A 21,821-nucleotide genomic window follows, 5' to 3' on the forward strand; every position below is an offset into this window, starting at 1 on the left:
AAATGATCCCCTTAGGTGAAATTAGTGATCCTTATCTACTCTGATGGAACTTACCATTTGATTTTTTAGTTCCCATAGCTTTTGGGAAAGATCCACCTTATAGAGCTGCGGCCGATTTAATCTTCTATATTCAGGCCATAGGGAATTTAACTCGTCCTGGGTATAGGCCTTGATTTCTTCAACAGACTTACGTTGATAGACCAGCTTTCCGCCTAAATACAGAGGTTGAAGCATTTCTCGTATCGTATAGCTTTTAAAGGTTTTTTTCTTCCAGGTGTAGATGGGATGAAAAATGGTCAAAGGCTCTTCAATGTTTATAGACTCTTCATTCAGCATAATCAGGTCAGCCAGGGCAAATTGCTTTGACGAATCGTAAATTCTAACTACCTTTTTATAACCGGGATTTGTAATTTTCTCTGGATTTTCCGAAATTTTAATTTTAGGAACCAGCTTATTCTCCACTTCTACAGCTACCAGCTTATATACCCCCCCTAGAGCAGGACAATTCTTAGAGGTAATTAAATTGGTACCAACACCCCAGCCAGTGACCGCTGCCTCCTGTAGCTTCAGGCTGTTGATTGTATCTTCGTCGAGGTCGCTGGAGGCGATAATCCTAACATTGGGGTAGCCTGCCTCATTTAAACGTTTTCTTGCTTCCTTTGACAAATAGGCAATGTCGCCGGAGTCAATCCGAATACCGCTTGGTTCATAGCCCTTCTCCCTTAACTCATTAAAAACTGTAATGGCATTGGGCAATCCGCTTTTTAAAGTATCATAGGTATCTACCAGGAGCAGGCAGTTTTCGGGATAAACCTGGGCATAGGCCCTGAAGGCCTCAAGCTCACTGTCGAATTTTTGAATCCAGCTATGGGCCATGGTGCCGGAAACAGGAATATTAAACAACTTGCCCGCCAGTACGTTAGAGGTTCCTGAGCACCCGCCGATATAAGCGGCCCTGGCTCCGTAGATGCCTGCATCTGGGCCTTGGGCCCTTCTTAAGCCAAATTCAAAAACTGGGTCACCCTTTGCCGCAGTACAAACCCTGGCAGCCTTGGTGGCAATTAGAGATTGAAAATTGATGATATTTAATATGGCAGTTTCAATTAGCTGGGCTTCAAAGCAAGGGGCCTTTACCCTTAAAATGGGTTCATTGGGAAACATGATTGATCCCTCATGAACAGAGTAAATATCGCCGGTGAATTTGAAGTTTCGTAAAATAGAAAGAAATTCATCTTCAAATAATCCGGTACTGCGCAGGTATTGAAGATCCTCCTCTGAAAAGTGAAGGTTTTCTATGTAATCAATTATCTGTTCAATCCCTGCAACAATGGTAAAGCTGTTGTCAAAGGGATTCTTCCTGAAAAACATATCGAAAACCACCACATCATCTTTGATCTTGTTTTGATAGTATCCATTCATCATTGTCAGCTGGTAAAGATCAGTCAGAAGCGTAAGATTTCTCATGGGCTCATTTTTCCTTTCTTTTGGGCATACCTTTAGTACCTATTATAACAAAGAAATAATAAAACTACAAAAATATCAATTATTTAGACATCATTCTTCCCTTATTGAAATCAATCTCCATTCATAAGCTCCGGTAATGGCTCATATAATGGAATGATAAAGAAATAGGTGGGCTGAGAATGAATATAATTTGGTTTATCATGATATTCTTCGGAATATTGACGGCTATTATAACTGGGAAAACAGAAATTGTCAATGAGGTACTGCTGCTGGACGTTCAAGAGGCTGTCGTCTTTGCCATTGGATTAACGGGAATTATGTCGGTATGGCTTGGCCTAATGAACATTGCCAAAAAATCGGGGTTAATCAACAGCTTTGCCCGACTGATGAGGCCCGTCACATCCCTTCTTTTCCCCGGTATTCCGGCGAATCATCCTGCAATAAGCGCCATCATGATGAATTTAGTAGCCAATATGTTTGGGGCAGGGAACTCTGCAACGGCCCTGGGGCTAAAGGCCATGGAAGAGCTGCAAGGTCTTAATACACAAAAACAACGGGCTACCAATGCCATGTGCATGTTTCTGGTCATTAATATGTCTTCAATACAGCTGATTCCCCTGACGGTCTTAAAGCTCCGGGCCGATGGGGGCTCAAGCCAACCTTCAGAAATTATAATTACCTCCCTGCTGGCCTCCATGGTATCGACCCTGGTGGGGGTTTTAGCCTGTAAAATATTAGAGGGGAGAGAAGGCCCATGAAGCTGTTTCAGATTATTTCCATTTTGGCGATTCCCTTCATGATGTCATGTATTTTGATTCATGGTCTAATTAAGGGTGTAAAGCTATATGATGCCTTTGTAGAGGGGGCAGCAGAGGGCTTTAAAACCGTTGTACGGATCATGCCCAATTTGATTGCTATCTTTTTAGCCATCGGGTTGTTGAGAAAATCTGGGGCTATGGAGCTTTTGGTGGCCATCATGACACCCCTTGTAAAACCCCTGGGAATTCCCGGCGAGGTACTGCCCCTTGCCTTAATGAGACCCTTTTCAGGCAGTGGTTCCCTTGGTATTTTAAAGGATTTAATAGAAAGCTACGGGGCAGATTCTTTTATTGGCCGGGTGGCTGCCACCATGATGGGCTCTGCCGAAACCATATTTTTTACCATGGCCGTTTATTTTGGTGCCATAGGAATTTCAAAATCAAGGCATACCGTTATGGCAGCCCTTATATCTCATTTTGCCGCAGTGATTGCCTCGGTAGTACTGGTACAAATATTTTTTGGCTAGGCTGAGTCACCCGTTGAAAAGCGAGATTTCAATGAAGTTGTTCTTTAAATCTTGTAAAGTAAGACTTTGCCCTAATACATAGGAAAATTATTATGGACTATTGACAAAGTATGTATATTTTAATATATTATAGTGTAATAATAATCAATAATTTTACATACCAAGGGCTAAAGCCTCTTGGTAAATTAACCTTTTATAATATCAGCAGTAATGATGGGAAGAGTAGATAAATGAAGGCGGTTAAAGAGAGCCGGGTAAGGTGAAAGCCGGCACCGTTATTAGTTTATTGAAGATGGCCCCAGAACTTTGTCATTGAGGGAATTTTCCTTAGGTGACAACGGATTTGCCCCCGTTAACCGGGCAAGGTGAAACATTCAATTTTTACCTAGTGAGTTTATTGCTGCGAGGCAATAAAAAATCAGGGTGGTAACACGAGGATTCCCTCGTCCCTTTTGGGGACGGGGTTTTTTTGTTTTTAAAAAGAAAAATTTTAAGGAGGAAAAAAATGAGCAAAGGGAAATATTACATCACGACCGCAATTGCTTATACTTCTGGAAAGCCTCATATAGGCAATACCTATGAAATTATCCTGGCAGATGCCATAGCAAGGTTTAAAAGACAGCAGGGATATGACGTATTTTTCATGACTGGCACCGATGAGCATGGTCAAAAAATTGAACAAAAAGCAAAAGAAGCAGCAAAAACACCTAAGGAATTTGTGGATGGCGTAGCAGGTGAAATCAAGAAGATATGGGACAGCATGAATACTAGCTACGACAAGTTCATGAGGACTACGGATAAAGATCATGAGGAACAGGTACAGAAAATTTTCAAAAAATTATATGATCAGGGGGATATCTACAAGGGAGAATATGAAGGTCTATACTGTACTCCCTGTGAATCCTTCTGGACAGAATCTCAATTGGTCAACAACAATTGTCCCGATTGCGGCAGACCTGTTACCACTACCAAAGAAGAGGCTTACTTTTTACGACTTAGCAAATATCAAGATCGATTGGTAAAATATATTGAAGAAAATCCTGATTTTATCCAGCCTGAGTCAAGAAAAAATGAGATGATTAATAATTTCTTAAAGCCGGGACTTCAGGATCTTTGTGTATCCAGAACCTCCTTTAAATGGGGGATTCCTGTTTCCTTTGATGAAAAGCATGTGGTCTATGTTTGGATTGACGCCCTGTCCAATTATATTACTGGTTTAGGCTATGATGTCGACGGCAACCATGGAGAAAGATACAATCGATATTGGCCTGCTGATCTGCATTTAATCGGCAAGGATATATTAAGATTCCATACAATCTATTGGCCCATCATGCTGATGGCCCTTGGTGAGCCCCTTCCTAAACAGGTATTTGGCCATCCTTGGATGATAACTGGAGAAGGAAAGATGAGTAAGTCAAAGGGGAATCTCATCTATGCAGATGATTTAGCAAGACATTTTGGCGTTGACGGAGTTAGATACTACTCCCTGCACGAAATGCCCTTTGCACAGGACGGCACCATTACGTGGGAGCTGGTGATGGAAAGAATCAATTCCGATCTGGCAAATGTCTTAGGTAACCTTGTCAATCGAACCGTTACAATGGTCAATAAGTACTTCGATGGGGTAATAGAGGGGCCAAAGGTAAAGGATTCATTAGATGACGAATTAATTAGGCTGGCCCTTGAAACCCCCAAAAAGGTAGAAGACAAGATGAGCCAATTAAGGGTGTCCGACGCAATTGGTGAAGTATTTACCCTATTAAGAAGAAGTAACAAATACATTGATGAAACAACCCCCTGGATATTAGGAAAAGACCCTAACCAAAGGGGCCGACTGGCTACAGTACTGTACAATTTGCTGGAATCCATCAGATTTTCTGCTGTTATGCTGCACTCCTTTTTACCCGATACGGCAGAAGCTATTTTTAAGCAGCTCAATACCACTGTAACTGGCTGGGATTCCCTCTCTGAATTCAATGGCATCAAGGTAAATGATAAGGTAGGAAATCCAGAAATTCTATTTGGTCGAATCGATATTGATAAAAAGCTTCAAGAGATTAAGGATGAAATGGAAGGGGAAGAACAAAGGGTTGAGGAAGAGGTAAAGGTCGAGCCAAAGGAAATGATCACTATTGAGGATTTTGACAAGGTAGAGCTGAGGGTTGCCAAGGTTCTGGAGGCCGAAAAGCACCCCAAGGCCGATAAGCTCCTGGTGCTGAAGCTACAGGTGGGGAATGAAACCAGGCAGGTGGTTTCAGGTATTGCCAAGGACTATCAGCCGGCTGATTTGGTAGGAAAATCGGTTATTTTGGTGGCTAATTTGAAGCCTGTCAAGCTAAGGGGGATTGAATCCCAGGGAATGATATTAGCCGCCTCTGACAATAAAAAGCTTGTGTTGGGAAGCCTCGATGGCGAAATTGCCAGTGGCACCCTGATCAGCTAAGGGGGAAGAATAATGTTGTTTGATAGTCATGCCCATATAGATGATTCACGCTTCGATCAAGACCGAGAAGAGCTGATTGCCAGGGCGAAGGAAGCCGGGGTATCCTATATTTTAAATCCGGGTGCTGATCTAGCTACTTCGGTCAAGGCTGTTAATTTGGCAGAAAAATATGAAATGGTCTATAGTGCCGTAGGGGTACACCCCCATGATGTAAAGGAAATGGATGAAGATACCCTCGAGGTGCTGCGATCACTTTGTCAAAAAGAAAAGGTGGTGGCCATTGGCGAAATTGGCCTGGATTATTATTATGATCATTCTCCAAGGGATGTGCAGCGTAGGTGGTTTGAAAGGCAAATACAATTGGCCCAAGCGGTTAAGCTGCCCATTATTATCCACGACAGAGATGCCCACCAGGAGGTATTTGACCTTTTATCAAAATATAATGCAGGGGCTCTAGGCTGTGTAATGCATTGCTACTCAGGAAGCGTAGAGCTGGCAAGGGAATATATCAAAAAGGGAATTTATATTTCCCTAGCAGGGCCTGTTACTTTTAAAAATGCAAAGAAGACCCATCAGGTGGCAAAGGAAATTCCTTTAGAGTGGCTTTTGGTTGAGACCGATAGCCCTTACCTGGCACCTGTTCCCTTTAGAGGAAAGCGAAACGAGCCTGCCTATGTCAGGCAGGTGGCTGAAACCATCGCAGCGGCCAAGGGAATTTCCCTGGAGGAGGTGGCTAAGCAGACCACCCTCAATGCCAAGAAGCTATTTGGTATCAAGTAAATAAAGAGAGGCCTGTCCCCATTTATGGGACAGGCCTTATTTTGTTGAGCGGTATTTAATTAGGTTTCTGAAACAATTTTCCCTGTTTCCGATAGGTCATAGCCTCCTATTCCCAGGAGTTCATTTTTAAAATGGGCTGAAGATACGATTTCAAGGATTGCCTGATAGGGGGCCATTTCCTTACATTCCTTTTTGATGACCAAGTCATAGTGTTCCAGCTGCAGGGGAATAAATTCAATATCGTCGATTTGAGAGGCAGTTTTTTCATTTCCCAGGCCCCAATCGGCTTCGCCCCTTGAAACGGCACTGGCCACCGCCAAGTGAGACAAATATTCCCGATGATAGCCTTCACCTGGCGAAAGGCCAAGCAGGCGTAAATGCTCGTCTAATAAAATTCGGGTACCGCTTCCCTTTTCACGATTGACCATGGTTAAATCCCTTCTTTTTAAGTCCTCCCAACCCTTAATTCCCTTGGGATTTCCCTTTGGTACATAAAAGCCCTGTATTCGGCTACAGAGTCGAATTAAAAGGGCCGGTATGCCCGGCAGAAGCCTTCTAACATAGGGGGTATTGTACTGGTCTGTATCCCCATCCCAAAGATGGGCAGCAGTGGCCTGAACAGACCCCTGGTAGAGGTTAAATAAACCGTTATAGCTTCCGACAAAGGAACGAAGTGTTCTGACTCCATTGGGATGCTGTTCCAAGTAACGGGACAAAATATCAAGAAGCAGGTCTTGACCACAAATCACCAATGAATTATTTTCAATATCCCTTGGGGCAGGGGTAGCCGCCGGAGCCAATTCCTCTGGCTGAACCTTTGTCTTATTTTTGTAGGCCTCCACCGCATGATAATCTACTCGAATCTTTTTTCCCACCTTATAGCCTGCCAATTCCCCACGTTTTATCAGCTCATAAACAGTGTTCTTAGTGATTCTTAAGGCCTCCGCCACCTCCTGGGGGGTCAAAGGGGTGTTATCCTTCATTGATATCACCTTCCTTTCAATGATTAACTCTGTTCTTTTACTATAACAACTTTTACTTCATTGGACAAGAAAGAGAGCCCCGAAAAAATAAAAAGGATTGTCAGATATGATTTCATCCCTTATAATGGTGACATATAATAACAAAACAATACATAACAGTACATAATTATTTGTTTTTGAAATAATTTTGTTATGTTTTGATATGTTTTGATATGTTTTGTAATTATTTTATACAAAGGAGGCAATTATATGAAAAAACAAACTTTATTTTTAATGGTCATGCTGGCTGTTGTGCTGGTCTTGGCTGTAGGGTGCCAAAACCCTGCAACGAATACAGAGGGCCATGGGAAAAATTCTGATCAGTCTGGTGAACCGGTGGAACTGACGATTTCAGCGGCCGCCAGCCTAAAGGATGTAATGGGAGAGCTTCAGGAAATTTATAAAAAGGTGGCCCCAGAAATCACCCTGACCTTCACCTTTGACAGCTCAGGCACCCTACAGCAGCAAATTGAGCAGGGGGCACCGGTAGATGTCTTTCTTTCGGCGGCTTTGAAACAGATGAATACCTTGCAGGAAAAGGGCCTGCTGCTGGATGACACGATTACAGAGCTGCTGGAAAACAAGGTAGTATTAATTGCTCCTAAAGATCAAGATACTGTCTCGGATTTTCAAGATTTAGCAGGTGAGGATGTCAAAGCCATTGCCTTTGGTGAACCCTCCAGTGTCCCTGTGGGCCAATATACCGAAGAAATTATCAACTATTTAGGCATTAAGGATGTCGTTGCCCCTAAGGTGGTCTATGCAAAAAATGTACGAGAGGTCCTTGCCTGGGTAGAAACCGGCAATGCCGATGTAGGGGTGGTCTATGCCACCGATGCCCAAATTTCAGATAAGATTGTGGTGGTGGCAGAGGCCCCTGCCAATTCCCATCAGCCTGTTATTTATCCTGCGGCAGTGATAAAGGACAGTAAAAGGCAAGAGGAGGCCATAGCTTTTCTTGCGTTTCTAAAGGGTGACGAGGCTGGCGCTATATTTGAAAAGTACGGATTTTCCATGGTAAATTAGATTAAACATTGTTAAAAAATAGGGGGAATGAAAAATGGATATGACACCCTTGTGGATATCCCTAAGGACAGCATTGTGTGCCACAATTATTACATTTTTTACAGGGATCATAGCTGCCAGGCAGATGAGTAACTATCATGGGCCCCTAAAGGGTCTGGTCGATGGCCTGTTTAACCTTCCCCTGGTTTTACCCCCTACGGTGGTGGGCTTCTTTTTACTGCTTATTTTTGGAAGATACGGCCCGGTCGGCAGGCTTCTGGCTAAAATGGGCACCACCATTATTTTTACCTGGACAGCCACCGTTATTTCCGCCTCGGTGGTTGCTTTTCCGCTGATGTACAAAACCACCAGGGCGGCCTTTGAACAGGTTGATGATAATCTCGTAAATGCCGCCAGAACATTGGGTGTTTCGGAATGGCGTATTTTCTGGAAAATTATCATGCCCCTGGCATGGCCCGGTGTTGCGGCCGCCACAGTGCTGTCCTTTGCCCGGGCCCTGGGTGAATTTGGGGCTACTCTGATGATAGCAGGAAACATTCCCGGCAGAACCCAGACCATCCCCGTGGCGATTTTTTTTGCTGCCCAGGGTGGTGAAATGGACAAAGCTCTGCTATGGGTTCTGGTAATTGTACTAATTTCCTTTATTGTAATAATTCTAATGAATTATTGGACAGAACACCAGCGGCGGTATATTGTCAAGGGGGGCTATCCTGTAAAATAAAAAATAATTGTAGGAAGATTTTAGTGAAGGGGGACAGACCATGGAACTAGCGGTAGATATTGAAAAGGATTTAGGGGACTTTCGTTTAAAAACCTCATTTCGAGTGTTAAATGAGACCAAGGGCATATTAGGGGCCTCCGGTTCAGGAAAGAGCATGACCCTTAGATGTATTGCAGGCCTTGAAAGGCCCACCAGGGGAAAAATTACATTGAACGATCATGTCTTATATGATTCCGAAGCCGGTGTATGTCTCCCGGCCAGAAAAAGAAGAATCGGTATGCTGTTTCAGAATTACGCACTGTTTCCCCATATGAATGTGTTAGAGAATATCAGCTTCCCCCTAGATGGATTGGAACCCCTTGAAAGAAGGAAAAGGGTGGCTGAAATGCTGGCCATGATGCAGCTGGAAGGGTTAGATAAACGCTATCCCCGGGAATTGTCGGGCGGTCAGCAGCAGCGGGTGGCTCTGGCCAGGGCCCTGGCCATTGAGCCCCAGGTGCTGCTGTTGGATGAGCCCTTTTCTGCACTGGACAATCATCTCAGGAGACAAATGGAGGATCAATTGCTGACTGTGCTGGAAAAATTTCATGGGGTTGCCCTTTATGTGTCACATAATATGGACGAGGCCTATCGGATCTGTAAAGAGTTGATTATCATGGATCAGGGCAGTATTGCGGCATCGGGCAGGCGAGATGAAATTTTCCAGAGGCCCCCTACCCTGGCGGCGGCAAGGCTGGTGGGCTTCACTAATATTTCCCGGGCCATTGAAGCAGGCAATCAACTGGTTAAGGCATTGGATTGGGGCTGCAATTTGGAAATGGAAAAGGGGCTATATTCAAAGGACCATATCGGCATACGCAGTAATCAGATTATCCTTGCCGAAGGCCCTGGGAAAAATGTATTTCAATTGATGCCCAAAAAGGTTATTGAAGCTCCTTACTCTGTTGTTGTTAAGGGAGTAATCCTTTCGGAAGGGTGCAATGAAGATCAGGCTTCGACCATTGATTGGGAGCTGGAAAGGGAACAGTGGAAATTAATGAAGAACCTAACTCCTCCCTGGAGTATTCAAATTCCTGTAGATAAGCTCATTCCCATGGAATCTTAATAAAAAAAGCTATAATAATATGTAAAATCCCATTAACAAAAAACAAAAATATTCCGACAATAATATTGAAGGTATGTTAATCTGTCGGCAGATAGGTTTTTAATTATGGGAGGGAATGGGAATGGCAGGGACTGCACAGTCAAATTACAAAGAAGTATATACATCGTCACTACAACCTGGAATGGCCTTTAAAGAAGATATTATTAATGCCTATGGCAATGTTTTAATTCCGGCAGGAACAGTAATTGAGGATTTAGATCGGGTACAGCATCTTTTAGAGCAGCATCATATTTTACAGGTCAAAATTAAAGATAAAGAAGTACATCATTTTTCCTCAAAGAGTAAAAATACTGCCATAGAAACAAAAGGGAAGGCTGAGAAAATACAGCACCAAAATATGGTGACCGAAGCCAGAGCAGAGCTCCAGACGGTACAAAAAAAGCTTCAAGGAGATTTTGATAAAATCGTAAAGGGCGAGGCCATTAATCAATCTGCCATTAAAGATAGTATTCAAAAAACCCTCAAGGTTTTTAATACCAATATGAATGTATTCCAACTGATTGAAAAGCTGAAGGGATTAGATGATATTACCTATGCCCATAGTCAAAACGTTACCATTATTAGCTATGCCCTGGGAAAGTGGTTGGAGCTAAGCCAGGATCAGCTTCAGCAATTGACCCTGGGGGCTATGCTGATTGACATAGGTAAAATGAAGCTCCCCCAGGAGCTGTTAAATAAAAAGGAAACCCTTACCCATGATGAAAGACTGGAATGTCAGAAGCATGTTATCTATAGCCACGAGCTAATTAAGTCATATGAATTTATTGATGAGGATGTTAAAAAAATAGTTCTGTTTCATCATGAACGGGTTGACGGCAGTGGTTATCCCATGGGTTTGAAGGAAAATAAAATTCCTTTATTGGCTCGAATTGTTGCTGTAGCTGATGTTTATAATGCGCTGACATCAGACAGACCCTATCGAAGCAAGCTCTCTCCCTTTGAAGCCATTAAGGTGCTTGAGACAGAGTATAAAGGAAAGCTGGACCCAAAGATATTGTATATATTTTTAAATCGTATAGGGAATTGCTTTATTGGACAAAGGGTAAGGCTGAATGATGGTCGAATCGGCGAAATAATTTTTATTTTCAGGCAATGTGTGTATCGGCCAATGGTAAAGCTGGAAGATGGAAGGATTTTAGATTTAAATACATTAGAAAACAACAGTATTGAAATTGTTGACTTTATTTAATAGGTTGGGCCTTGAAAAAACAGGGCCCATTTTTATTGCCAATGTAGACATTACATAAAGTTAATATAACTCAATATTGAGATTATTCATATTTTAACTTATTTAAATCAGTAGCCTTGAATGAACGTGTCTGGTTCAGGCTTGAAAAAAACTAAAAGGTAATTTGTTTGATGAAGAATATAATATGTAATATATGGCAATGATAAAAAAGGGTCTTCCAAAAGATAGAAATACCATAAATATCCAAAAAAGTTGACAAAATAATTTTATCAGATAAAATATTAAAAATGAAGTTCCTTTCTTATGACACCTGGGAAGTTAAATTTAATTTTGGGTCAATTATTTCCCATGGGAATCGACAAAATGGATTAATTTTGTTTGTAACGAGAATAGGAGGAAAAATAATGTATAGTAAACTAAGCAATTTAAGATTTTTAGATAAAAAAATCTTAATTGTGGCGCTTACGTTGGTCTGTCTGCTAGTGGGCTTTAGTATTATGAGTGTTAACAAAACCATCGTAATCGCCCATGATGGACAGGAAGTTGAAATTAAAACCTTTTCCAATACAGTAGGAAACATATTAAAGCAACAGGGTATAGAGGTTAACGAAGCGGATAAGGTAATCCCTCAGCTGCATGAACGGGTAGAAGACGGAACCCGTATTGTGATCCATCGAGCCTTTGAAATTCAGCTGGTGGTAGAGGGAGAGGAAAAAAACGTTAAAACAGCCGAATCTACCGTTGAAGCCCTTCTTAAAAGTATGGATATCGTTTTAAATGACCATGACAGAGTAGAGCCGGCCCTTGAGGCTCCCCTTCAAAGGGGTGACGTTGTTCGAGTGACAAGGGTAGAGGAAGAAGTTGTTGAGGAAGAACAGGAAATTCCCTATCAAACCTTGGTTAAATATAATGAGCAGCTGGAGCATGGCATCACCAAGGTGGTTCAGGAAGGGAAGAATGGCGAAAAGGAGGTTATCTCAAAAATCACCTTTGAAGATGGGGTAGAAGTAGCCCGTGAGGTGGTTGACGAGGTAATTCATCAGGAAGCAGTGAATGAAATAATCGAAAAAGGAACTTTAAATTATTTAATTACCTCCCGGGGAGAGGTGAGCCGGTATAAAAGGGTTTTGACCGTAGAGGCAACAGCCTATGATGCCGGGTATGCCAGTACAGGGAAAAATCCAGGAGACCCATACTATGGAATAACCAGTACTGGAACCCAGGTTAGACCCGGAGTGGTGGCTGTAGACCCAAAGGTCATCCCCCTTGGCAGCAAGCTGTACATTGAATCCCTTGATGGCAAGGTTAGCTATGGCTATGCTGTAGCAGAGGATACAGGAGGCGCCATAAAGGGCAATAAAATCGATATTTATTACGAAAGTCGCAGCGAAGCATTGCGATTTGGAAGAAAAAAATTACGGGTATATGTTTTGGAATAAATCATAGCATTAAACCCGTCAGCCCATTAGCAACCCCTGAATTTAAGGAGCAGGAAGATCAGCCCGACGTTAAAAAGACGTAAGGGCTGGTTATCCCTACTTCGGGAATACAGGGGTTTTCCCTTTACAAAAAGACCAGGGGTGTAATATGATAATAATTGGATCTTCGTCATATTAGTTTTGACGTAAGGCTTTAAAAATTGTTTCTGTCAATATAAATAAAAATCAAAATAATAGAAAGATATAAACCAAGGGAGAAAATATGATTAAGGAAATTATTGTAGTAGAGGGCAAGGATGATGTTTCGGCAGTTAAACGTGCCGTAGAGGCAGAAATGATCATAACCGGAGGCTTTGCATTACCCCCCTCGGTTATTGAAAGAATTAAGACCGCTGCTAAAAAAAGAGGCGTTATTATTTTTACTGACCCCGATTTTGCAGGAGAAAAAATTAGAAAGACCATTGCCAGTCAGGTGCCGGGCTGCAAGCATGCCTTTCTGCCAAGGGAAGAAGCAACCAAAAACGGTGATATAGGGATTGAAAATGCTTCTCCCCAAAGTATTATGGCGGCGCTGGAGAAGGTTCGAAGCGAAGTCGTTACTAAGAGAATGGAATTCACCCAGGCTGATTTAATAGAGTATGGATTAATTGGCACAAATTATTCTGCAGATAAAAGAAGCGCCTTAGGTCGTGAGCTGGGAATTGGCTACGGAAATGGAAAGCAGTTTTTAAACCGTTTGAATCATTACGGTGTAACCCGACAGGAATTTGCTGAAGCGCTGAAAAAAATAGAGGAGTAGAGGTGCCCTATGGAGAGAATTGCATCCCCCAAAAGAACCAAGGAAATTGTGGCAAAGCATGGATTTTATTTTTCTAAGGGATTAGGACAAAACTTTTTGATTGATTATAATATCATCGAAAAAATCGTTGGTGGGGCAGGAATCACATCTGAAGATACTGTTATTGAAGTGGGGCCCGGTATTGGCAGCCTGACCCAGGGCCTGGCTGAAGCAGCTTTCAAGGTCGTGGCGGTGGAGGTTGATCAAAAGCTGATTCCCATCTTAGAGGAAAATTTAAGGGAATATTCCAATGTGAAGGTAATCCATGAAGATATTTTAAAGGTTGATATCAATAACCTATTAAAGCAGCATGCTTCAGGGAAAAAAGTAAAGGTAGTGGGGAACCTGCCCTATTACATTACCACTCCCATTATCATGCGGTTTTTGGAGGAAAAGATACCGGTTGATTCCATCACCATTATGATTCAAAAAGAGGTGGCCGAAAGAATGGCGGCAAAGCCCAGTACAAAGGAATATGGCACTCTTTCCATTGCAGTTCAATATTATTGCGATACAGAAAGGGTGGCGGTGGTTCCGCCGTCGGTATTTATTCCCCAGCCCAGCGTTGATTCCAGCGTTATCAAGCTAACCCTCCTGGAAAGACCACGGGTAGAGGTGCAAGACGAAGGGCTCTATTTTGCACTGGTAAAGGATGCCTTTGGGAAACGACGAAAAACCCTGTTAAATGCCTTAAGCACAGGGCACCTTAATTTGAATAAGGAATTGGTCAGGCAGGTATTGGCTGCCACAGGCATAGATGAAAAAAGAAGGGGCGAAACCCTTTCTCTGGAAGAGTTTGCTGCTTTGGCCAATCAATTAAGTAAAACACGATTATAGCCACACTGTTATATTAAGCTGTACCTGTAAATCGTATTTATATAGGGGTTAGCAGCGATAGGATAAGGATATAGGTAAATAATATTATTTGCTTATATCCTTATTTTTTAATTTATAAGTTAAGGCTATCCTGCAAGCATTATGAAAATGCACTTTGATTGTTCTAACTTGCTTGTTTTTTCCCTAATTGACTGGGTGGCTTGCTTTGAGCATCTTAGATAGCTTTATAGGCCATCTTTAGTAAAACTAACTGTAAACAATTTCAAGGTCAATACATATAATGATACAGAACAATTTTTACAGGGAAAATCTAATTGATATAAGGGGGGAAAACATGCAAAGAAGATATAAAAGGTACTTTGTTATATTGGAGAATGAGGATACAGGCTTTGAGATATCAAGAAGCCAAACACCCAAGGGTTATGCGAAGGTAGAGATTAGTAACGGTAAGGGAATTATGATGCTCCACTGCCAAAATCTCAGAGGAATACATGAAAATAGAATGAGGTATCGCTGGTATCTTGTCAATAGCAATAAGGATAATCCGACTATTGTGGATATTGGTCCCATGGAAGTGGACAGCAGTGGCAAAGGTGAGGTAACCTGGGAATTCAGTGGAGAAAATGTAAAGGGCACAAAGGAATCCATAGAGGAATTCAATTTACTGCTGTTACTGGCAGAGTCCTTCGAGCAAAGAAAGGCCTTAACAGCACCGTTAGTGGGCTACATAGAAAAGGGCACAAATTCCTGGAGAAGGATAGTGGAAAGAAAGCTCTATGGTATTGTTCAGCCTGAAAAAATGAAAGAGGAAGAAAAGATTGCAGTTGCAGAACCAAGGGCAGAAGAAGGGCTTACAGCTGTAGAACGGAAAATAGAAGCAGCAGAGCCAGCCGTTGAAGCTGTAAAACCAAGTGATGGCGGCCCGGAAGAAGGCCCCAGAAGCCAATACAGCTTTGAGGAAAGCGACGATTTAATGGCCAGCAGTGTAGCTGTGGAAGCAGAGCCGCCTATGGAAGAAATCCAGGAGGAATTGCCGGTGGCCAAGGAAGTGATAGAGGAAGTCACTTCAATGGAAGAAACAGAGCCGGAACCAATTATTCAGGCTCAGGCTCCATTGAATAAACCAACTGCTTCAGTGGCAGACAAGAAGCAGCAGCGTATTATAAAAATTCAGGAGCCGCCCCATGGGGGCCATGGAGCCGGTCGATCCATCGAGGAGCTTCAATCGGCTCAGCAGGCCGCAGAGTCTCAGGAAAACAGCTACCTGCTGAATGAAGGAAATATGACGAAGGCAATGCAGGCCTATGTGGAAAGTACGCTGAAGATGTTTCCCAAGGTTGCACCCTTTGAAGGATTGGGAGAGGGCTATCAATGGTGGCATATTTATTATAATTATCAGACCCTCTATCGTTCCCATATGCCCTTTGTAGCCTATATAGACGGGTTAAGGCCCACAAGCCAGTATTATCCCTATCAGTATCCTTCAGAATATCATCGGCAGATCTATCCTTATCAGCACTATTTATTTGGTATTCAATATGACAAACAAAACAACGCCATCTATTATGTATATGGAATTCCGGGAAGAAGATTATCCAGAGAACAGCCCTATGGTGGGAAAACAGGCTTTACCTATTGGCATCCCTGTAAAAGTGGTTCAAATGTCAGCGAGGGCTTTGGCTATTGGCTGATGCATATTGATCCCAAGACTGGTAAAGCTGCTAATCCCCTTAAGGAAACAAAGCCCCTGGATGTAAAATGAAAATGAAAAGGCCTCTCTTAATTAGGGAGGCTTTTTATATACATAGGAGAAGATACACCTTTATAAATTGTGGAACAAATATCATTTCTCTAATATATCTACCTATAATCTTTAAAGGAAGACTTTGTTTTATGTCGATTCTAATTAATAGTCCTTAGTAATTTCAAAGGGCCAATCCTCATACCCCCCTGTAATGGTATAAACCCTGGGAAATCCAGATTCGGCCATGAGCTTAGAGGCCTTCAAGCTGTCTTTTCCATTTTCGCAATAGAGTACATAGGCCTTTTCCCGATCAAGGCTATGGATTTCTCCCCTCAGCTCCTTTAAAGGCAGGGCTGTTGCATTGTTAATATGACCCTTTTCAAATTCCTTGACGGAACGAACATCCAGTATGACAACATTTGGATTATTTTGTATGAGACTGTGGGCTTCCTCGGGCAGCAATCTTTGGTAGGAATACTTCAATTGAATATTGCTGACGGTTCGATCCCTTTTAAGGCCATAAAGAATGAGTAGTCCAATAATGATGGTGACAATAACCAGCGCTGCAATATATAAGCTTCTTTTTCTAATAACATAAATATGCATGATTCCACCCCTTAGTAATTGATACTATAAATATATATCCTAATTTAGTCTATTATTCCACTGGCTTAGCCGATAAACCAATATCAATCGTCTCGTGGACAATAATGTACTTAACCTGAATTTTTATCCGCTTATCGGCTACTTCAATAATTCTTTTATCCAATATTTTATAGAGCAACTCTCCATCAATATCTGAAATTTCCTTGCCCACCAGGTCGACCAGATAGAATCTGGCTGTTTTTTCAATTTCCTCCTGAATTAAATGATTGCCGTCAAATTCAATGGTTAGCTTTAGATCCTTAATAATAGCAGCCTGCTCCTTGGCAAGGCTTTCACTCAATTTTTCCAGTTTAATTTCCCGATCGGCCAGCTGGTTGGTTAACTGGTTCTGGGTTCGATATAATCGTTCCAGGGTATTCATATTTAGAAGCATCATAAAGGCCAGCCCAAAGAAAAAGCCCAGTAGAAAGACAGCGAAAAAAAAGCCCTTTTCCTTCATAATCCAACCCTGCTCTCTAAATAATTGATCAGCTGATGACCCAGCTGTGCTCCCGAAAGGGCACTTAAAATATAAAAAAGCTGCTTCAGCAGGCTCTTCAGTTCGCCGTTAAAAATCCCGGTTTCAAGCAGCTTAAAGGAGGGAAAGGTTCCTCCCAGGGCCACAACGGTTGCCCATATTTTAATTTTATCGCATAGTTCAATCATAGTTTTAATGGGTGGCTGCCCGTTGATTGTAGCCGCCACTCCCCCAAAAATACATCCCCCCAGCATGACACCAAGAGCAATAAAAAAGTTAAACAGTAGATTTTGAGCAAAGGTCAATATCCATTCCTCCCTTCATTGCATGTTTAATTAAGTATATGAAAAAAAACCCCATAAATGAGTGAAATTAGTGGCATAACAGTTATGAAAACATACAATAAAGATAGAAGGAAAGGAGGGAAAGCAATGTATCAATGTCCAAGTCCATATCCCTATCACGGCTCACCAGGTATGCACGGTATGCCTGGAATGTACATGGACTATTATGAGGATAGTCGAAGATTGATGGATATGTATCCTGACTGTTACAGAAGAATTTATCCAAAGGTTCAGGAAATATGCCATCATGCCGATGTGCCCACAAATCCAAGAATGCATCCCTATGTTGATCCCGCCATGGTGGAAGAAATGGTGGATCAAATATATCAGATGGAGGCAGGAGAAGCCAGTGGGCTGCAAAGGGGTATCTTTAGAGATCTGATCACTATTCTAATAATCAGAGAGCTATTGAGTCGCAGGCGTAGAAGATATGGCTATTATGGAGGGGGGATACTGCCCTATTATTAAACTGAATAAAGGGCAGAAAGGCCAGAGAAGATTCTGGCCTTTAATTTATCAACATCATAATGATGCTTTGATCCTATGAACGAATGTTTTAATTTTCTCTTTTTCCTTTTTTAGTCCAAGCAAAACAAGCCGGTGGGGAAGTTTTTGAAGGCCAAGGCGAAAAAACCAAGAGGCCAGGGTTAAGCAGAAATTGGTAATTTCAGTTGTATTGGCAAGGCACAGAAGTGATTCATCAACCCCAAGCATTTCAAATACTGAGGCTAAGGCTGGTATAATAATTGGTGCCGACGATACGGTATTGAGTACATAAATCTGATGGTTTTCCTGATCCTTCCCTAAAAAGACCAATCTTCCCCGGGCGCAATTCATTACCTCAAAATGAGTGTTGAAATTATCTGTTGTAGCATCAAAAGGAATTGTCAGTCGGTTTAAGTGAAGGGCTGCAGCAATGGCAGGTAAAATGTTGCTGTTGCTTCCGTAATAGACAACATACATAGAAGACCTCCTAGCGACGGCAAGTTTATCATCAATAGTCTGCCTAAAATGACATGAAATATTCCCTTCACTTCAAGACGTCTTAAATCGTCTTTCTAATTCTGTTTTTCCCTGATAAAGGCTTCAATGCTCTCACAGGCAATCTTGGATTTTTGAACAGCCAGAACAACGGTTTTGGCACCGGTTACCACATCTCCCGAGGCAAAAACCCCTTCCCGGGAAGTCATTCCCCTTTCATCCACCATGACAAGACCCCTTTCGTCAGTTTCAATGCCGTTGGTGTTTTTAACAATATTAGTCCGGGGGCCTTGACTGACAGCAATGATAATAGAATCAGCTTCCATAAGAAATTCGCTGCCTTCAACGGGAATCAGCCTTCCATCGACCACCTGATTACGAATACACTTCATACCGTCATCTACTATTTCCAAGGGGCTGGTTAAAAATTCAAATTTTACTCCGTCCATTTGGGCCATCTCTATTTCCAGTTGATTTGCCGGCATCTGTTGAAGCTCACGGCGATAGGCAATGACCACATTTCGTGTTCCCTTCCTGATGGCCGTCCTCGCCGCATCCATGGCGGTATTACCCCCGCCTACCACCACCAAACGTTCCCCAAGATCATAAACATCAGGGTTTTTAAGATATGAAACGGCATAATGAACATGTCCCAGGCTCTCACCCTTAATACCAAGGGTGTTGGGTTCCCATACACCCGTGGCGATGAAAATGGCATCATAGCCATCATTAAACAGGGTATCTATGGTAATGACAGGCCCAATTAAGGTATTGGGGCGAATTTTTACCCCCAGCTCCTTCAGTCTTTGCTCAAGGGTATCGATAATTTTATTGGGAAGTCTGAATTCAGGAATACCGTATCTTAAAAAGCCGCCAATTCGGTCTTGGGCTTCAAACAATGTTATATTGTAGCCCTTCTGAGCTAAAATAAAGGCCGCCGCCAGGCCCGAGGGGCCGGAACCAATAATGGCAATTCTTCCAGAGACTCTTAGGGCAGGGGCTCGGGACGTAAAGTTTAGATAATAATCGGAAATATAATTTTCAATGGTACCGATTTTAACAGGGTTCCCCTTTCGACCTAGAATACAGCCGCTTTCACATTGGGCCTCGTGGGGGCAAACAATGGAGCAAATGACTGAAAGGGGATTGTTCTTAAAAATATTTTCACCGGCCTGCTGAATTTCACCCTGTAAAAGCAATTGAATAAATCCAGGAATATCTGTACTAATTGGGCACTTTTTCCGGCATTGTGGGATTTTACAATTGAGGCATCGCCTAGCCTCCTCAATAACGGTATTAGACATTTTGATTTCCTCCTTTAGGATATATAAATAGTATTTTATAATAATTAAGTTGACTGAACAAGCATTAAAAAAGTAGTATATAGAACAAATAAAGTCTTTCTTTTAAAGATTGATAGGTAGCCTTTCTTGAAATATATTACTGAAATGATAACTGACGCAATTTATAAAAGTATATCATTTCCCTATTGCATTATAAAAAATTCAATATTCAGTTTGGCAAATTCCGACATAATAATTTTAAGAAAATGTGCATACAAAGTACATTGTTTAAGGCTTTAAATGGCTATAATGCCCTGCTCGCTAAAAGGTCAGAGTATATAACTAATACATAGAGCGTTTAAATACTTTAACAATAAATGTAACAAAAAAACAATGTAAATGCATGGACTATTTTTCGAAATTTAACGAAAAATCTATCGATTTAAATAAATTGATTTTTCAACAATTTCGTATTATAATTAAGGACAGACTTATTTATTTTTTATCTGGAATTTTGAAGTCCTATAATTTTTTAAGGAGGTTTGACGGATGAGTGTAAAAGTTTCAACATCCAAAAAGCGCGGCTTTTTCAACAGGTTTCTTGATGTAATTGAAGTTGTTGGTAACAAGCTGCCCCATCCAGTAACGCTGTTTGTCATTTTCAGCTTACTGGTTATCGCTATTTCTGCCATTGCAGCCAGAGCTGGATTAACTGTGAATTTTGAAAGAATCAACACAGCCACTGGTGAAACTGAAATGGCAACTGTAACAGCTGTTAGTCTGTTGACAGTAGCAGGAATTAGAGATATTTTCTCTAAAGCAGTTTCAAACTTCACTTCCTTTGCTCCATTGGGAACAGTTCTGGTTGCCATGCTGGGGGTAGGGGTAGCAGAAGGAACGGGTTTAGTACAGGCTGCTTTAAGAAAATTGGTTTTAAGTACACCCAAGCAATTAATTACAGCAGTTGTTGTATTCGCAGGTATTATGTCTAATGTCGCATCAGATGCCGGTTACGTTGTATTGGTACCATTAGGCGCACTGATATTCCTAAGCTTTAAGCGTCATCCCCTGGCCGGTTTAGCTGCTGCCTTTGCAGGGGTTTCAGGGGGCTTTAGCGCCAACCTGATCATCAGTACCCTTGACCCGCTATTGGGAGGAATCAGCCAGCAGGCTGCCCAAATGTTTTCACCTGGCTATACTGTAGAAGCTACAGCCAACCTTTATTTTATGATTGTCTCTACCTTCGTTATTACCCTAATCGGAACCTTTGTAACAGAAAAAATTGTTGAACCAAGATTAGGAAGCTATCAAGGGGATTCTGAAGTAGACATAGAGCAAATCAGTACTGCAGAATCTAAGGGGTTAAAATGGGCAGGTTTATCTTTACTTGCATTTGTTATTATTATTTTAGCTATGCTAATTCCATCTAACGGTATTTTAAGAAGTGAAGCAGGAGAAATTCTTAAGGATTCAGCCTTTATGAATGGAATTGTACCAATTATTGCTGCTGCCTTCTTAATTCCCGGGGTTGCCTACGGTATCGCTGCGGGAACTGTAAAAAATGATAAGGATATTGCCGGCTTCATGGGTAAGGCCATGTCTTCAATGGGCGGTTATCTGGTACTTGCCTTTGTGGCGTCCCAGTTTGTAAGCTACTTTAACTGGAGTAATTTGGGTACGATTTTAGCTGTTAAGGGTGCCGAGGTCTTAGAGGCCACCAATATGACAGGTATTCCCATGCTTATCGGCTTTATTTTGGTATCGGGCTTTATTAACCTGTTTATCGGAAGTGCCTCTGCCAAATGGGCAATTATGGCCCCTGTATTTGTTCCCATGCTGATGGCGGTAGGCTATTCACCAGAATTTACGCAGTTAGCCTACAGAATAGGTGACTCAACCACCAATATTATTACACCGCTGATGAACTATTTTGCAGTGATTGTAGCCTTTGCTCAAAAGTATGATAAAAAGACTGGAATTGGTACACTGATTTCTGTCATGCTGCCCTATTCACTATTATTCCTGTTGGGCTGGACCATCTTATTTGTTGTATGGTTCATGCTGGGGCTACCAATTGGGCCTGGAAGCTTTATTAAACTATAATAGAATCTGGTTACTGGGGGTACCGAAGCACTTC

21 protein-coding genes and 1 other annotated feature are annotated in these 21,821 nt (G+C 41.9%); of the genes, 14 read left to right on the top strand and 7 right to left on the bottom strand.

Features of this window, described 5'->3' with window-relative positions; genetic code table 11:
- Nucleotides 1-21: 21 nt before the first annotated feature.
- Nucleotides 22-1,464 carry a nicotinate phosphoribosyltransferase gene (locus tag ACYQ1I_RS07170; RefSeq protein WP_459763786.1) on the bottom strand — a complete coding sequence of 481 codons (1,443 nt, stop codon included), beginning with the start codon at nt 1,462-1,464 and terminating at the stop codon, nt 22-24.
- A 179-nt stretch (nt 1,465-1,643) separates the two neighbouring features.
- On the opposite strand from ACYQ1I_RS07170, the gene ACYQ1I_RS07175 reads away from it, so the two are divergent.
- The 4 genes from ACYQ1I_RS07175 to ACYQ1I_RS07190 all read left to right on the top strand — a co-directional run bounded on the left by ACYQ1I_RS07175 (nt 1,644) and on the right by ACYQ1I_RS07190 (nt 5,972).
- Nucleotides 1,644-2,222 (top strand): nucleoside recognition domain-containing protein, encoded by a 579-nt coding sequence (locus ACYQ1I_RS07175; protein WP_459763788.1) that lies wholly within the window; start codon nt 1,644-1,646, stop codon nt 2,220-2,222.
- Nucleotides 2,219-2,749, top strand: coding sequence for a spore maturation protein (locus ACYQ1I_RS07180; RefSeq protein WP_459763790.1), 531 nt, complete (start codon nt 2,219-2,221; stop codon nt 2,747-2,749). Before ACYQ1I_RS07175 ends, ACYQ1I_RS07180 begins: the two co-directional genes overlap by 4 nt.
- A gap of 201 nt (nt 2,750-2,950) precedes the next feature.
- Nucleotides 2,951-3,203: a binding site (T-box leader), on the top strand.
- A 51-nt stretch (nt 3,204-3,254) separates the two neighbouring features.
- Nucleotides 3,255-5,192, top strand: coding sequence for a methionine--tRNA ligase (gene metG, locus ACYQ1I_RS07185; RefSeq protein ID WP_459763792.1), 1,938 nt, complete (start codon nt 3,255-3,257; stop codon nt 5,190-5,192).
- Between the two features lie 12 nt (nt 5,193-5,204).
- On the top strand, nt 5,205-5,972 hold the full coding sequence (locus ACYQ1I_RS07190) for a TatD family hydrolase (RefSeq protein ID WP_459763794.1): 768 nt from the start codon (nt 5,205-5,207) through the stop codon (nt 5,970-5,972).
- 59 nt (nt 5,973-6,031) lie between these two features.
- Here the strand turns inward: ACYQ1I_RS07190 and ACYQ1I_RS07195 are convergent, their stop codons facing one another.
- Nucleotides 6,032-6,955 carry a substrate-binding domain-containing protein gene (locus ACYQ1I_RS07195; RefSeq protein WP_459763796.1) on the bottom strand — a complete coding sequence of 308 codons (924 nt, stop codon included), beginning with the start codon at nt 6,953-6,955 and terminating at the stop codon, nt 6,032-6,034.
- A 249-nt stretch (nt 6,956-7,204) separates the two neighbouring features.
- Between ACYQ1I_RS07195 and modA the strand changes: the two genes are divergently transcribed.
- The 8 genes from modA (at nt 7,205) to ACYQ1I_RS07235 (ending at nt 15,971) form a co-directional block, all read left to right on the top strand.
- Nucleotides 7,205-8,020, top strand: coding sequence for a molybdate ABC transporter substrate-binding protein (gene modA / locus ACYQ1I_RS07200; RefSeq protein ID WP_459763798.1), 816 nt, complete (start codon nt 7,205-7,207; stop codon nt 8,018-8,020).
- A gap of 34 nt (nt 8,021-8,054) precedes the next feature.
- Nucleotides 8,055-8,741 (top strand): molybdate ABC transporter permease subunit, encoded by a 687-nt coding sequence (modB, locus tag ACYQ1I_RS07205; RefSeq protein WP_459763800.1) that lies wholly within the window; start codon nt 8,055-8,057, stop codon nt 8,739-8,741.
- Nucleotides 8,742-8,781: 40 nt separating this feature from the next.
- Nucleotides 8,782-9,846, top strand: coding sequence for a sulfate/molybdate ABC transporter ATP-binding protein (locus ACYQ1I_RS07210; protein ID WP_459763802.1), 1,065 nt, complete (start codon nt 8,782-8,784; stop codon nt 9,844-9,846).
- Between the two features lie 121 nt (nt 9,847-9,967).
- On the top strand, nt 9,968-11,095 hold the full coding sequence (locus ACYQ1I_RS07215; RefSeq protein ID WP_459763804.1) for an HD-GYP domain-containing protein: 1,128 nt from the start codon (nt 9,968-9,970) through the stop codon (nt 11,093-11,095).
- Nucleotides 11,096-11,499: 404 nt separating this feature from the next.
- The gene (locus ACYQ1I_RS07220; protein WP_459763806.1) at nt 11,500-12,534 is read left to right on the top strand and encodes a resuscitation-promoting factor; all 1,035 of its coding nucleotides are present in this window, start codon (nt 11,500-11,502) and stop codon (nt 12,532-12,534) included.
- A 262-nt stretch (nt 12,535-12,796) separates the two neighbouring features.
- Nucleotides 12,797-13,333 carry a ribonuclease M5 gene (gene rnmV, locus ACYQ1I_RS07225; RefSeq protein WP_459763808.1) on the top strand — a complete coding sequence of 179 codons (537 nt, stop codon included), beginning with the start codon at nt 12,797-12,799 and terminating at the stop codon, nt 13,331-13,333.
- Between the two features lie 9 nt (nt 13,334-13,342).
- Nucleotides 13,343-14,209, top strand: a complete 867-nt coding sequence (gene rsmA / locus ACYQ1I_RS07230; RefSeq protein ID WP_459763810.1) for a 16S rRNA (adenine(1518)-N(6)/adenine(1519)-N(6))-dimethyltransferase RsmA — start codon at nt 13,343-13,345, stop codon at nt 14,207-14,209.
- Nucleotides 14,210-14,543: 334 nt separating this feature from the next.
- Nucleotides 14,544-15,971: a hypothetical protein gene (locus ACYQ1I_RS07235; RefSeq protein ID WP_459763812.1), complete on the top strand. Its 1,428-nt coding sequence runs from the start codon at nt 14,544-14,546 to the stop codon at nt 15,969-15,971.
- A 144-nt stretch (nt 15,972-16,115) separates the two neighbouring features.
- Here ACYQ1I_RS07235 and ACYQ1I_RS07240 read toward each other — a convergent pair whose 3' ends face one another.
- Genes ACYQ1I_RS07240 through ACYQ1I_RS07250 form a run of 3 tightly spaced genes read right to left on the bottom strand, consistent with a single transcriptional unit; the run spans nt 16,116 to nt 17,381 of the window.
- Nucleotides 16,116-16,559, bottom strand: coding sequence for a rhodanese-like domain-containing protein (locus ACYQ1I_RS07240; protein WP_459763814.1), 444 nt, complete (start codon nt 16,557-16,559; stop codon nt 16,116-16,118).
- 52 nt (nt 16,560-16,611) lie between these two features.
- The gene (locus ACYQ1I_RS07245; protein ID WP_459763816.1) at nt 16,612-17,058 is read right to left on the bottom strand and encodes a sporulation membrane protein YtrI; all 447 of its coding nucleotides are present in this window, start codon (nt 17,056-17,058) and stop codon (nt 16,612-16,614) included.
- Nucleotides 17,055-17,381: a YtrH family sporulation protein gene (locus ACYQ1I_RS07250; RefSeq protein ID WP_459763818.1), complete on the bottom strand. Its 327-nt coding sequence runs from the start codon at nt 17,379-17,381 to the stop codon at nt 17,055-17,057. The genes ACYQ1I_RS07245 and ACYQ1I_RS07250 overlap by 4 nt, the downstream gene beginning before the upstream one ends.
- A gap of 126 nt (nt 17,382-17,507) precedes the next feature.
- On the opposite strand from ACYQ1I_RS07250, the gene ACYQ1I_RS07255 reads away from it, so the two are divergent.
- Complete coding sequence (locus ACYQ1I_RS07255; protein WP_459763820.1) at nt 17,508-17,888, top strand: hypothetical protein; 381 nt, start codon at nt 17,508-17,510, stop codon at nt 17,886-17,888.
- Nucleotides 17,889-17,942: 54 nt separating this feature from the next.
- On the opposite strand, the gene ACYQ1I_RS07260 is transcribed toward ACYQ1I_RS07255, so the two are convergent.
- Together ACYQ1I_RS07260 and ACYQ1I_RS07265 are read right to left on the bottom strand one after the other, a co-directional pair.
- A complete protein-coding gene (locus tag ACYQ1I_RS07260; protein ID WP_459763822.1) occupies nt 17,943-18,383 on the bottom strand; it encodes a DUF3189 family protein in 441 nt (146 codons plus the stop codon).
- 95 nt (nt 18,384-18,478) lie between these two features.
- Nucleotides 18,479-19,705: an NAD(P)-dependent oxidoreductase gene (locus ACYQ1I_RS07265; RefSeq protein WP_459763824.1), complete on the bottom strand. Its 1,227-nt coding sequence runs from the start codon at nt 19,703-19,705 to the stop codon at nt 18,479-18,481.
- 528 nt (nt 19,706-20,233) lie between these two features.
- Here ACYQ1I_RS07265 and ACYQ1I_RS07270 point away from each other — a divergent pair.
- Nucleotides 20,234-21,787 carry an AbgT family transporter gene (locus tag ACYQ1I_RS07270; protein ID WP_459763826.1) on the top strand — a complete coding sequence of 518 codons (1,554 nt, stop codon included), beginning with the start codon at nt 20,234-20,236 and terminating at the stop codon, nt 21,785-21,787.
- Nucleotides 21,788-21,821: the final 34 nt, after the last annotated feature.

The sequence above is a fragment of the Alkaliphilus crotonatoxidans genome, from assembly GCF_054658015.1.